The sequence below is a fragment of the Pseudomonas sp. WS 5503 genome, from assembly GCF_012985385.1.
Lineage (GTDB): Bacteria > Pseudomonadota > Gammaproteobacteria > Pseudomonadales > Pseudomonadaceae > Aquipseudomonas > Aquipseudomonas paracarnis.
Map to the genome: position 1 here is coordinate 409,470 of NZ_JAAQWI010000003.1, position 13,175 is coordinate 422,644.

Annotated in this window: 10 protein-coding genes and 1 riboswitch; of the genes, 5 read left to right on the forward strand and 5 right to left on the reverse strand. The window is 61.8% G+C overall.

The window, feature by feature from the left end:
• Positions 1 to 18: 18 nt before the first annotated feature.
• Positions 19 to 1,824: a lipid A export permease/ATP-binding protein MsbA gene (msbA, locus tag HBO10_RS10920; protein WP_014716640.1), complete on the forward strand. Its 1,806-nt coding sequence runs from the start codon at positions 19 to 21 to the stop codon at positions 1,822 to 1,824.
• Between the two features lie 229 nt (positions 1,825 to 2,053).
• Positions 2,054 to 3,478: a bifunctional D-glycero-beta-D-manno-heptose-7-phosphate kinase/D-glycero-beta-D-manno-heptose 1-phosphate adenylyltransferase HldE gene (hldE, locus tag HBO10_RS10925; RefSeq protein WP_034125865.1), complete on the forward strand. Its 1,425-nt coding sequence runs from the start codon at positions 2,054 to 2,056 to the stop codon at positions 3,476 to 3,478.
• A 27-nt stretch (positions 3,479 to 3,505) separates the two neighbouring features.
• Here the strand turns inward: hldE and HBO10_RS10930 are convergent, their stop codons facing one another.
• Genes HBO10_RS10930 through HBO10_RS10945 form a run of 4 tightly spaced genes read right to left on the reverse strand, consistent with a single transcriptional unit; the run spans position 3,506 to position 6,882 of the window.
• Complete coding sequence (locus HBO10_RS10930; protein ID WP_034125628.1) at positions 3,506 to 4,465, reverse strand: hypothetical protein; 960 nt, start codon at positions 4,463 to 4,465, stop codon at positions 3,506 to 3,508.
• Between the two features lie 41 nt (positions 4,466 to 4,506).
• Positions 4,507 to 5,319 carry an aldo/keto reductase gene (locus tag HBO10_RS10935; protein ID WP_034125629.1) on the reverse strand — a complete coding sequence of 271 codons (813 nt, stop codon included), beginning with the start codon at positions 5,317 to 5,319 and terminating at the stop codon, positions 4,507 to 4,509.
• On the reverse strand, positions 5,316 to 6,491 hold the full coding sequence (locus tag HBO10_RS10940) for an FAD-dependent oxidoreductase (protein ID WP_034125630.1): 1,176 nt from the start codon (positions 6,489 to 6,491) through the stop codon (positions 5,316 to 5,318). Before HBO10_RS10940 ends, HBO10_RS10935 begins: the two co-directional genes overlap by 4 nt.
• A gap of 55 nt (positions 6,492 to 6,546) precedes the next feature.
• Positions 6,547 to 6,882: a multidrug efflux SMR transporter gene (locus HBO10_RS10945; protein ID WP_034125631.1), complete on the reverse strand. Its 336-nt coding sequence runs from the start codon at positions 6,880 to 6,882 to the stop codon at positions 6,547 to 6,549.
• Between the two features lie 103 nt (positions 6,883 to 6,985).
• Here HBO10_RS10945 and HBO10_RS10950 point away from each other — a divergent pair, with 103 nt between their 5' ends.
• Complete coding sequence (locus HBO10_RS10950; RefSeq protein ID WP_014716644.1) at positions 6,986 to 7,876, forward strand: LysR family transcriptional regulator; 891 nt, start codon at positions 6,986 to 6,988, stop codon at positions 7,874 to 7,876.
• Between the two features lie 23 nt (positions 7,877 to 7,899).
• Positions 7,900 to 9,177, forward strand: coding sequence for a lipid IV(A) 3-deoxy-D-manno-octulosonic acid transferase (waaA, locus tag HBO10_RS10955; protein ID WP_034125632.1), 1,278 nt, complete (start codon positions 7,900 to 7,902; stop codon positions 9,175 to 9,177).
• Between the two features lie 118 nt (positions 9,178 to 9,295).
• On the opposite strand, the gene HBO10_RS10960 is transcribed toward waaA, so the two are convergent.
• Complete coding sequence (locus HBO10_RS10960) at positions 9,296 to 10,735, reverse strand: TolC family outer membrane protein (RefSeq protein WP_034125633.1); 1,440 nt, start codon at positions 10,733 to 10,735, stop codon at positions 9,296 to 9,298.
• A gap of 196 nt (positions 10,736 to 10,931) precedes the next feature.
• Positions 10,932 to 11,037, forward strand: a riboswitch (TPP riboswitch).
• Positions 11,038 to 11,186: 149 nt separating this feature from the next.
• Here HBO10_RS10960 and thiC point away from each other — a divergent pair.
• Positions 11,187 to 13,076, forward strand: coding sequence for a phosphomethylpyrimidine synthase ThiC (gene thiC, locus HBO10_RS10965; protein WP_034125634.1), 1,890 nt, complete (start codon positions 11,187 to 11,189; stop codon positions 13,074 to 13,076).
• Positions 13,077 to 13,175: the final 99 nt, after the last annotated feature.

The following is a 13,175-nucleotide window of genomic DNA, read 5'->3' on the forward strand; positions in this document are numbered from 1 at the left end:
TTCAAAACGCCGCGTGATATGACCGACTCCAGTCCGAGCGCAAGCCCTTCGAGCTTGAAAATATACTTCCGCCTGCTCAGTTACGTTAAGCCCTATATGGGCTTGTTCGCGTTGAGTATCCTTGGATTTCTGATTTTCGCGTCGACCCAACCGATGCTGGGTTACATCCTCAAGTACTTTGTCGACGGTCTCTCCAATCCGGAAGCTGTGCTGTTCCCGACCGTGCCCTTTTTGCGCGACCTGCAATTGCTGCAGGCAGTGCCGCTGCTGATCATCCTGATCGCGGCCTGGCAGGGCCTTGGTTCGTTCCTGGGCAACTACCTGTTGGCCAAGGTCTCCCTGGGTCTGGTCCACGACTTGCGGGTGCAACTGTTCAACAACCTGCTGACGCTGCCCAACCGCTACTTCGATAATCACAACTCCGGGCATCTGATTTCCCGCATCACCTTCAACGTGACCATGGTCACGGGGGCCGCGACCGATGCTATCAAGGTGGTGATCCGCGAAGGCATGACGGTGATCTTCCTGTTCGCCTCCTTGCTGTACATGAACTGGCGCCTCACGTTGGTAATGATCGCGATCCTGCCGTTGATTGCCGTGATGGTCAGTACCGCCAGCAAGAAATTCCGTAAGCAGAGCAAGAAGATCCAGGTGGCCATGGGCGACGTGACCCACGTGGCCTCGGAGACCATCCAGGGCTACCGCGTGGTGCGCAGCTTCGGCGGCGAAGTCTACGAACAGAAGCGCTTTTTCAAGGCCAGCCAGAGCAACACCAACAAGCAACTGCGCATGACCCGCACCGGGGCGATCTACACCCCGGCGCTGCAATTGGTGATCTACTCCGCCATGGCCGTGTTGATGTTCCTGGTGCTGTACCTGCGTGGCGACGCCTCGGCGGGTGACATGGTGGCCTACATCACCCTGGCGGGCTTGCTGCCCAAGCCGATCCGCCAGCTCTCGGAGGTCAGCTCGACTATTCAGAAAGGTGTGGCGGGCGCCGAAAGTATCTTCGAACAGCTGGACGAAGACGTTGAGGTCGACCACGGCACTCTCGAACGCGACAAGGTCAGCGGTCGCCTGGAAGTGCGTCACCTGAACTTCACCTACCCTGGCACCGATCGCCATGTGCTCAAGGACATCAGCTTCACCGCCGAGCCTGGGCAGATGATTGCGCTGGTGGGGCGTTCGGGCAGTGGCAAGTCGACCCTGGCCAGCCTGATCCCGCGCTTTTACCATCATGAAAGCGGTGAAATCCTGCTCGATGGCATCGAGATTGAAGACTACAAGTTGCTCAACCTGCGCAAACACATTGCCCAGGTCACCCAGCATGTGACCCTGTTCAGCGACACTGTGACCAACAACATCGCCTACGGCGACCTGGCCGGTGCACCTCGTGCCGATGTGGAAGCGGCGGCAGCGGATGCCAACGCCAAGGACTTCATCGATCAGTTGCCCAAGGGCTTCGATACCCAGGTGGGTGAGAACGGTGTGCTGTTGTCCGGCGGCCAGCGCCAGCGCTTGGCGATTGCCCGTGCATTGCTCAAGAACGCGCCGTTGCTGATCCTCGACGAGGCCACCTCGGCCCTCGATACCGAGTCCGAGCGGCATATCCAGGCGGCACTCGATAAGGTCATGCAAGGCCGCACGACCCTGGTGATCGCGCACCGTTTGTCCACCATCGAGAAGGCTGACCTGATCCTGGTGATGGACGACGGGCGGATTGTCGAGCGTGGTACCCATGGCGAGTTGTTGGCGCAGAACGGTTACTACGCCCGCCTGCATGCCATGGGTCTGGATGCACCGGTGCAGGCTGATATCACCTGATCCAACCGGCATCACGGTGTAAAGGAAATGTAGGAGCGAGCTCGCTCGCGAAAAACCTCAACGATAAACCGCGCTTCCTGAATAAACGCGGCGTCTGTGAGTTTTTCGCGAGCAAGCTCGCTCCTACAGAGAGCAAATCCCCTCCCACATTTGCCCTGCGGTGGTCGCAAGCCATCGCAAACCCTGTGCTAATATCGCGCCCCTGTTCATTTTGTATGTGGGTTGCTCCATGAAGTTGTCCATGCCGCGATTCAATCAAGCCGCTGTCTTGGTGGTCGGCGATGTCATGCTCGACCGTTACTGGCATGGTGGTACCTCACGGATTTCCCCTGAGGCTCCGGTGCCGGTCGTCAAGGTCGAGCAAATCGAAGACCGCCCAGGTGGCGCTGCCAACGTCGCGCTCAATATTGCCGCCCTCGGCGCCCCGGCCTCCCTGGTGGGTGTGACCGGCGACGACGAAGCGGCCGAAAGTCTGGCCAACAGCCTGCAGGGTGCCGGCGTGCATGCGTTGTTCCAGCGCATCGCTCATCAGCCGACGATCGTCAAGCTGCGGGTCATGAGCCGTCACCAGCAGTTGCTGCGTATCGATTTCGAAGAACCCTTCGCCACCGACGCCCTGGCCCTGGGCGACCAGGTCGACGCGCTGCTCGACGGTATCAAGGTGCTGGTGTTGTCCGACTACGGCAAAGGCGCCTTGCAGAATCACCAGGTGTTGATCCAGGCCGCCAAGGCTCGCAACATTCCGGTGTTGGCCGATCCCAAGGGCAAGGACTTCTCGGTTTACCGAGGCGCCAGCCTGCTCACGCCCAACCTCAGTGAGTTCGAAACCATCGTCGGCGGTTGCGCTGATGAGCACGAACTGGTGAGCAAGGGCGCGGCGCTGATGGCCGATCTCGACCTGGGCGCCTTGCTGGTGACCCGTGGCGAGCACGGCATGACCCTGTTGCGTCCGGGTCACCCGGCGATGCACCTGCCGGCGCGTGCCCGTGAAGTGTTTGACGTTACGGGCGCCGGTGACACGGTAATCTCTACTCTGGCTGCGTCTATCGCGGCTGGCGAGGAACTGCCCCACGCCGTGGCCTTGGCTAACCTGGCCGCGGGCATTGTGGTGGGCAAGCTGGGTACTGCAGCCATCAGCGCACCTGAGTTGCGCCGTGCGATCCAGCGTTCCGAAGGCTCGGAGCGCGGTGTGCTGGGCCTGGAGCAGTTGCTGCTGGCAATTGACGATGCTCGAGCTCACAACGAAAGCATTGTGTTCACCAACGGCTGCTTTGACATCCTGCACGCCGGGCATGTGACGTACCTGGAGCAGGCAAGCGCCCAAGGCGATCGCTTGATCGTTGCGGTCAACGATGACGCTTCGGTCAGCCGCTTGAAAGGTCCTGGCCGCCCGATCAACAGTGTTGACCGGCGCATGGCGGTACTCGCGGGCCTGGGCGCGGTGGACTGGGTGATCAGCTTCTCCGAAGGCACCCCGGAAAACCTGTTGGCCCAGGTCAAGCCCGACGTGCTGGTCAAGGGTGGTGACTACACTGTCGATCAGGTAGTCGGTGCGGACATCGTCAGCGCCTACGGCGGCACGGTCAAAGTGCTGGGGTTGGTTGAAAACAGCTCCACCACTGCGATTGTCGAGAAGATCCGCAACAACGAGTGATACCCCGTGGGGCGAGCCTGCTCGCCCCTAGCTTTTCTTCGGCACGATCTTGCGCAGCATCTGCCGTGCCTTGCCGGTCAAGCGCTTGAGCTTGGAGTCTTTTTCCGGTTGTGCCAGGCCCTGCTGCCTGAGCCAATCCTTCCAACGAATCCGCTCATCGCGCACCAGCCATCCCTCTTGCTGGGCAAAACTTTCCGCCAGATAGAGGCCGCGCGTGCTGGCCGGGTACAGTTGGTCTTTCTTGACCGTGTACAACTCTGCCAGTGGCTCGCCATCTTTGAGCGGCATCAAGTACAGGTCCGGGCGCTGACGGTCCAGGCGCGCCACCAGTTGGTCACCCTCCAAACGCTCATCCACATGAAACAAGCTGAGGGACTTGGCTTCCTTCGGCACTTCCAGGCGCAGGTCATAAATCAATTGCAGCGAGGCGGTCGGCAGGTGCACGTAGGCCCGTGGCCGCTCGATCAGTTGCATGGTGGCGCAGCGCACCGGGCGTGCGGCCCCAGACAAAGGGCTCAGGCGAAACGGCAGGGCCTCGCGGTAATGCAAAGCTGCGGAGTAGGGCGCCGGCAGCCAGGTGTCGTTGAAGCGCCCGCCGAGCCAGCCTTCTGGGGTTTCGAGCAGACACTCTTCGGCAATTTCCTGGATGGCGGTGTGCAGCGGCAGGTTCAGTTCATGGGCCGGGACGTAGCCGGAGATCAGCTTGAGCACAACATCGCCACGGTCCTGGCGGCGTTGGCGCACCAGCACCCAGTAGTCCTTGTTTTGCCAGTGCAGGGTCAGGCGTACCGAGACGCCGAGGTTCGCCAGTTCCAGGGCGAAGCGCTCGGGATCTGACACCTCGACCGGCTTGCGCCGCTGCAAGGTCTGGGCGAAGTTGAGCGGCATGCCGACGCTCTGGTAGCTCAGGCCTTCGGGGGTGGCTTCGACGTGCAGCGGCAGTGTCTTGAAGTTGCTGGGGTTCTTTCTTATTAGCGTACGCGGCATGTCGGCTCCTTCTTGCGACGGGGTCGGCCGCGTGGGCGGCATCAGAGTTGACGAATGACCCGGGCAGCAGTTGCTACGTTATGGGCCAGGTGCAGCGGATTAATGGTCCCGACAATAGCACTGGCGACGCCCGTTTGCGCGAACAACAAGGTGAAACTGGCCTGAATTGGATCCATTCCCGGTTCCAGGCATACGTGGCCGCTGGCCAGCGCCTTTTTCACCAGGATGCCCTTGCCGTGGGCGGCCGCATAGTCGATCACGGCCTTCTCAGCCTGTTCGTTGAGGTTGTAGGTAACCATCGCACAGTCGCCCTGCTCCAGCGCTTTCACCCCGCCTTCGACGGTTTTGCCGGAGAAGCCGAAACCGCGGATCTTGCCGTCTTTCTTCAGCTGCGCCAGGGTCTGGTAAACCTCGCAATCATTGAGGATATGCAAGTCGTTGCCGTCGGAGTGCACCAGCACCAGGTCGATAAAATCCGTTTCAAGTCGTTTCAGGCTGCGTTCAATCGACATTCGCGTATGGGCCGCGCTGAAATCGTGGTGGGACACGCCATTGGCAAACTCTTCGCCAACCTTGCTGACGATTACCCAGTCCTTGCGCTGGTCACGCAGCAGCGGCCCCAGGCGCTCTTCGCTCATGCCGTAGGCCGGCGCGGTGTCGATCAGGTTGATGCCCAGCTCGCGGGCCTGGCGCAACAACATGCGGGCGTCGTCGTCGCCAGGGATCTGAAAGCCGTTGGGATATTTCACCCCTTGGTCGCGGCCCAACTTGACGGTGCCCAGGCCCAGGGGCGACACCAGCAGGCCGGTGCTGCCCAGGGGGCGATGCAGGTCGTGCAGGGTTGGCAGGCTCATGGCAACAGTTGCTCCCAGGCGGGTTGGCCGATTGCCGGCGCTGGCAGCTCGGGCAGCGGGGTATTGGCGCCTGGGCGGATGCCGTCGCGCTCCAGAGCGTGGAGTACGCGGTCGGCGAAGTCCGGCGCCAGGGCCAGTTTGGTGGGCCAGCCCACCAGCAGACGGCCGTCTTCGGCAAGGAACGCGTTATCGGGACGGCTCAGCCCCGATTGCAGCGGCTCGGCGCGATCCACCCGCAGGGTGGCCCACTGGGTCTGGCTCATGTCGATCCAGGGCAGCAGTTGCGCCAGCTCTTTCTGCGCGGTGGCGATCTGTTCTTCAGGCGTACGCCCCACACCGTCAGCCTCGGCGATATCACCGCCCATGTACCAAACCCAATTGCCATCCGCGGCCGGGTGGGTGGTCACGGTGAGACGCGGCTTGGTGCCGCCGCCCAGGCAGTGGGCGTACAGCGGCTTGAGGCCTGGGCCTTTGGCGATGATCATGTGCAGCGGGCGTTTTTGCATGGCCGGCTGGCTATGGCCCAAGGCGGCGAGCAAGTCTGCCGTGCCGCCGCCAGCGCTCAGGACTATGCGCTGGGCGCGGATCTCACGACCATCGACCTTCAAGCCCACCAGGGTGTCACCCTCCAGCAACGGTTCGATGTGCTGACCAGCGAGCAGACCGTCACCGGCCAGTTGCGCCAGGCGGTTGATCAGGCTGGGCACGTCCACCACCAGCTCGGCCAGGCGATAGACCTTGCCTTTGAAGCGACGGTCCTGCAGCGCCAGGGGCAGTTCGTCGCCCTTGACCTGATCGACGCGGCCACGCACGGCCTTGCTGGCGAAAAAGCTGGTGAGGTTGCCGGCAATCGTGCCGGGCGACCACAAGTAATGCGCCTGGGACAGCACGCGCACACCGGACAGGTCCAGCTCGCCGCTGCCGGCCAGGGCTTCACGCCAGCGGCGCGGCATATCGGCAATGGCTTCGGAGGCGCCGGTGAGGGCGCCATGCAGGGCGTATTTCGCACCGCCGTGAATGATCCCCTGGGACTTCAGGCTTTGCCCGCCGCCCAGGGTGGCGTTTTCCACCAGTACCGTGGAGAACCCCTGGCCGCGCAGGCGCGCATTGAGCCAGAGGCCGGCAACCCCGGCGCCGACAATCAGAACGTCGGTGGAAATAACGGATGGCATCGGCGACCTCAGTGTTCAAGACAAGAGGCGCAGTATACAGGCTGTTGAGTGGCGGTCAGTGCCCGGCGGTTTTCGAGAACAGCTGAATCACCACCACGCCCAGCACAATCAGGCCCATCCCCAGCATCGCCGGCACATCCAGCTTCTGCCCATAGATTAACAACGCCGCGATGCTGACCATCACGATGCCCATCCCGGCCCACACCGCGTATGCCACGCCGACCGGCACGGTGCGTACCACTAGGGTCAGCATCCAGAACGCCACGCCGTAACCGACGATCACCAGCAGCAACGGGATAGGGGTGCTCCAGCCTTTGATGGCTTTCATGGAAACGGTGGCGATCACTTCCGAGCAGATGGCGATGGCCAAGTAGTAGTAGGCGGCATTCATGGGGCAATCCTCGACGTGATGCGCATTTGATAAGGTCGGCATTCTAGAGGTTCGCCAGATGGGGTAAAGTCATTACCTATCTGGAATTGAGATGGGTTGAGCCATGAGCGTGCAATGGGATCTGGAGCAGATGCGGCTGTTTGTCAGCGTCGCCGAGCAGCGTTCGTTTTCTGCCGTGGCCCGTGGGCAGCGCAAGGCGCAATCGGCGGTCAGCAGTGGCATTGCCCTGCTGGAGGCTGACTTGGGCGTTGTCCTGTTCGAACGTAGCAGCGGCCGGCAACCGCGCCTGACCGAGGCCGGCAGTGTGTTGTTGGAGGAAGCGCGTGAGGTGCTGCGCCAGTGTGAGCGCCTCACGGGCCGGGCGTTGTCGTTGACCCGCGGCGAGGAAGCCTGCCTGCGCCTGGCTCAGGATGAGGCGATGTTGTTCCAGCCTGTGCTCGACAGCCTGGAGGCGCTGGCGGTGCACTACCCGCTTTTAGAGGTGCAGTTGTCCAGCGCGGCCCAGGGGGATGTGGCGCGCAAGCTGGTGGAGCGCAAGGCGGACCTGGGGCTGTTGTTCTATCACGACCAGATTCCCGAAGCCCTGGAGCGAAGGGTGGTGGGCAGTGTGGAAATGGTCACGGTGTGCGGAGTCAATCACCCGTTGGCCAAGGAGCAGTACGTGACGTGCCAACACCTGGCCCAGTTTCGGCAGTTGCTGATGTCGACCCAGACCAGCGTCTACCCCGGCAGCGAGGCGGCCAGCCCCTTGGTATGGCGTGCCGACAGCTTCTACGTATTGGCCGAATGGCTGATGAGTGGCCTGGGCTGGGCCTGGCTGCCTCGGCATATCGTGCAATACCCGACCTACCAGCAACAGATGGTCGAATTGGCCAGCGAATGGACCCCGCCCGCCCTGGTGGTGGAACTGGTGTGGCGCCGCGACGAGCACCTGGGGCCCGCCGCTCGCTTCTTGGCCAAACGTTTTGCCGAGTGCTTGCAGGCGATCGACTGAAAAAGCCGATAAACTCCGCCGCCATGAATAGAACTCTCTACAGCTGTCTGTTTTACCTGGCGCTGCCGTTGGTGGCTTTACGCTTGTGGTTGCGTGCGCGCAAAGCGCCGGCCTATGCCAAGCGGGTGGGCGAGCGGTTTTCCTATGGCTTGCCGGTGATGCGGCCCGGCGGGATCTGGGTGCACGCGGTGTCGGTCGGCGAAAGCATTGCCGCCGCCCCGATGATTCGCGGCTTATTGGAGCGTTATCCACAGCTGCCGATGACTGTCACCTGCATGACACCCACAGGTTCCGAGCGTATCCAGGCGCTATTTGCCAACGAACCGCGCATCCAGCACTGCTATTTGCCGTACGACTTGCCCTGCGCCGCCAAGCGTTTTCTCGACCGCGTGCAGCCTACGCTGGCGGTGATCATGGAAACCGAGCTGTGGCCCAACCATATCCATGCCTGCGCCCAGCGCGGTATCCCGGTGGCGCTGGCCAATGCGCGGCTGTCGGCGCGTTCGGCCAAGGGGTATGCGCGATTTGCCAAGCTGACGGCGCCGATGCTGGCAGAAATGAGCTTGCTCGCGGTACAGACCGAGACAGAGGCCGAGCGTTTTCGCAGCCTGGGCGCACGGCCTGAAACCGTGGAAGTGACCGGCTCGATCAAGTTCGACCTGAGCATCGACCCTCAGTTGACGGCCCGCGCCGCCGCCCTGCGTGAACAATGGGGCGCCAGCGAGCGTCCGGTCTGGATCGCCGCCAGTACCCACGAAGGTGAAGACGACGTGGTGCTGGCAGCTCATCGCCAGTTGCTGGCGAACTATCCCAATGCACTGCTGATTCTGGTGCCCCGTCATCAGGAGCGCTTTGGCCCGACGTTTGATCGCTGCGTGCAGCAAGGGTTTGCCACCGTGCGTCGCTCCAGCGGTGAGCCGGTCACCGAGCAAACCTCGGTGCTGCTTGGCGACACCATGGGCGAATTGCTGTTTCTTTACGCCCTGGCCGGCAGCGCATTTGTCGGCGGCAGCCTGGTGCCGACTGGCGGGCACAACCCGCTGGAACCGGCGGCGCTGGGTAAACCGGTGATCATGGGCCCGCATGTCTTCAACTTCCTCGACATCACCGCGATGATGCGCGACGCCGGGGCTTTGCGAGAGGTGGACGATGCCGATGGGCTGGCCGAAGCGGTGCGACAGTTGTTTGAGTTGCCCCAGGATGCACGCAAGATGGCGCAGGCTGGGCTCAAGGTGATGCAGGCCAACCAGGGCGCGTTAAAGCGTTTACTGGATGGCTTGGACAAACTGATCAAACACTGACCACACCAACCCAATGTGGGAGCTGGCTTGCCTGCGATAGCATCACCTCGGTGTACCTGATGTACCGAGGTGTCTGCATCGCAGGCAAGCCAGCTCCCACATGAGTTCGGCGGTGCGCTTAATAGCCGGGGCGGGCCTTCAGCTGTTCGGCAGCGGCTTTGGCCAGGTCCGGCGGCAGGAAGTCTTTGTCTGGGTTGTAATCGGCCTTGAGATAGCGCGCCAGATCCTGCAAATCCCCCGGGTTGAGCGTGCCCGCCGCCTGCTTCAAGCGCAGGTTGTCGAGGATGTAGTCGTAGCGGCTGTTGTTGTAGTTGCGCACTGACGCGTACAGCTGGCGCTGTGAGTCCAGCACGTCGACGATGTTGCGCGTACCCACCTGATAGCCGATTTCCGTGGCTTCCACCGCGCTCTGGTTGGAGATGATCGACTGACGGCGTGCCTGTACCTGCTCCACATCGGTGTTGACTGCACGGTGCAGGTTGCGGGTGTTTTCCACTACCTGGCGGCGCAGGCCTTCGCGCTGTTGTTCGGTCTGGTCGAGGCGCGAATAGGATTCGCGCACTTGCGAACTGGTGAGGCCGCCGCTGTAGATCGGGATGTTCAAGCGCAGGCCGAGGGTGCGTTGCGACACATCGCCACCGTACGGGATGGGCAACTGATTCGGGTTGCTGAAGCCCAGGGCGTCGTTGTCGCCTTTTTCGTATTGCGCAACCGCATCGAGCGTCGGCAAGTGGCCGGCCTTGCGCTGCCGGAGGGTCTCTTCGGCGGCGGTTACCGCGTAATTGCTGGCGAGCAGGTTAAGGTTCTGGCGCCCGGCAGTTTCGACCCAGGCCTTGGCGTCGTTCGGTGCCGGCGGCAGCACCGGCAGCGTGTGGACGATACCCTGAATCGAGTTGTATTGGCGGTTGGTCAGGGTGATCAGCGCTTCGAAAGCGTCGTCCACCTGACGCTGGGCCAGGATGCGGTTGGCCCGGGCAGTGTCGTAGCTGGCTTGTGATTGCAGCACATCGGTCTTGTCCGACAGGCCCACATCGAAGCGTTCGTTGGACTGGTCGAGCTGGCGCTTGAAGGCATTTTCTTCGGCCTTGGTCGACGCAAGGTTGTCCTGGGCACGCAGCACGGCGAAGTAGCTCTCGGCACTTTGCAAAATCAGGTTCTGCTCGGAGGCCGACAGTTGCAGCGAGGCTTGCTCGTTAACGGCTTGGGCGGCTTGCAGCTGGAACCAGCGGTCGGCACGGAACAGCGGCTGGCTCAGGGTGGCCCGCCAGGAGTGGGCGTCACGGTTGGCCGTGGCGGCCGGTTGGTCGATCTGGGTACGTACGTTATTGCTGTCGGCGCCGGCCGACAGATTCGGCAGCAAACCTGCGCGGGCCTGGGGCACTACTTCTTTTTGCGCGCCGTACTGCGCACGGGCAGCGGCCAGGTCGGCGTTGTTGTTCGCCGCTTCCTGATAGACGCTGACCAGGTCGGTATTGGCGGACAAGGGCGCTTCAGCTGCCCAGACCAGTCCGTTGGTCGCACAAGACACGGCAACAGCCAGTGAGAGTTTGCGCAGCATGAGGCGATCCCTAGTAAGAATATTACGGTGATAATTCAGCGCCCAAGGCTAAGGCTGGCCATGCCTGGCGTCAAGCCTTGAGGCCGTGCCCGAGTGTAGTGGCCGTACCGTCACACAACAATCCCACGATCACGCCATTCATCACGCTGAATGCACCGCTATTGGCAATTTGCCCACGCCATGGTCTAGACTGGCCGCGTTCTTGTCGGGGTGCCTTGTTGGAAGGCTGAGATCGGTAAATACCGGATCCCGTTGAACCTGATCAGGTTAGCGCCTGCGTAGGGAACAAGATTTCTCGTCACCCGGCGAGTCCTCTTGTGCTTCGTCCGGGATGTTGTTCGACAATCGAACAGCCCTCGTGCGCCAAGCACAGCACTGGTTCCAGTGCGTCCGTCCGTCACAGGTTCGCTCCGACAAAAATCCACCGCCTGGATAAGTTGGAGAGCCTGTGATGAGTACAAAACTAAAAAATACCGTGCACCTGAGTGAATCGGCCAAGGTCGACTCCGGCTCCGTGCAGCCATTTACCCGCTCGCAAAAAATCTACGTGCAGGGCTCCCGCCCGGATATTCGCGTGCCGATGCGTGAAATCAGCCTGGACGTGACCCCCACTGAGTTTGGTGGCGAAATCAACGCCCCTGTAGTGGTCTACGATACCTCCGGCCCCTATACCGACCCCAATGTCATCATCGACGTGCGCAAAGGCTTGGCCGATGTGCGCTCGCCGTGGATCGAAGAGCGTGGCGACACCGAGCGGCTGGCCTGCTTGAGTTCACGCTACGGCCAGGAACGTCTGGATAACCCCGACCTGGCCTACCTGCGCTTTGCCCACCTGCAAAACCCGCGTCGGGCCAAGGCCGGCGCCAACGTCAGCCAGATGCACTACGCGCGCAAAGGCATCATCACGCCAGAAATGGAATACGTGGCCATCCGCGAAAATATGAAGCTTGAGGAAGCTCGCGCCAGCGGCCTGCTCAAGCAACAACATGCCGGGCACAGCTTCGGCGCCAGTATTCCGAAAATCATCACGCCCGAGTTCGTGCGCGAAGAAATCGCTCGCGGCCGCGCAATCATCCCGGCCAACATCAACCACACCGAGCTGGAACCGATGATTATCGGCCGTAACTTCCTGGTGAAGATCAACGGCAACATCGGCAACAGCGCCCTGGGTTCGTCCATTGAAGAAGAAGTGGCGAAGATGACCTGGGGCATTCGCTGGGGCTCGGACAACATCATGGACCTGTCCACTGGCAAGCATATCCATGAAACCCGCGAGTGGATTATCCGTAATTCGCCCGTGCCGATCGGCACCGTGCCTATCTACCAGGCCCTGGAAAAAGTCGACGGCGTTGCCGAAGACCTGACCTGGGAGCTGTTCCGCGACACCCTGATCGAACAGGCCGAGCAAGGCGTGGACTACTTCACCATTCACGCCGGCGTACTGCTGCGCTACGTGCCGCTGACCGCCAATCGCGTCACCGGCATTGTCAGCCGTGGCGGCGCGATCATGGCCAAGTGGTGCTTGGCCCATCACAAGGAAAACTTCGCCTACACGCACTTCGAAGAGATCTGCGAAATCATGAAGGCCTATGACGTCAGCTTCTCCCTGGGGGATGGCCTGCGCCCGGGGTCGGTGGCCGATGCCAACGACGCTGCGCAATTCGGTGAACTGGAGACTCTGGGCGAGCTGACCAAGATCGCCTGGAAGCACGACGTACAAACCATGATCGAAGGCCCCGGCCATGTGCCGATGCAACTGATCAAAGAGAACATGGACAAGCAGCTGGAGTGCTGCGACGAGGCGCCGTTCTACACCCTCGGCCCGCTGACCACTGATATTGCGCCGGGCTACGACCACATCACCTCGGGTATCGGTGCGGCGATGATCGGCTGGTTCGGTTGCGCCATGCTCTGCTACGTCACGCCCAAGGAGCACTTGGGGCTGCCGAACAAGGATGACGTGAAGACCGGGATCATCACCTACAAGATTGCGGCCCACGCGGCCGACCTTGCCAAAGGCCACCCTGGCGCGCAGATTCGCGATAACGCCCTGAGCAAGGCGCGCTTCGAATTCCGCTGGGAAGACCAGTTCAACCTCGGCCTGGACCCGGACACCGCACGGGCATTCCACGACGAGACGTTGCCCAAGGAATCGGCCAAGGTCGCGCATTTCTGCTCCATGTGTGGGCCTAAATTCTGCTCGATGAAGGTCACCCATGAGGTGCGTGAGTACGCGGCCAACCAGCGCATCGATGCGGTGGATGTGGACGTGGCCAAGGGCTTGGCCGAGCAGGCTGAGCGTTTCAAACAGGAAGGTAGCCAGCTCTACAAGAAGGTCTGATCCCTAGGCGGCGGTGTCTGCACCGCCGTCATCGCGGGCAAGCCCGGCTCCCACAGTTGGCCTAAGTGGACACAGATTTTGTGTTCACAGCCGATCCCC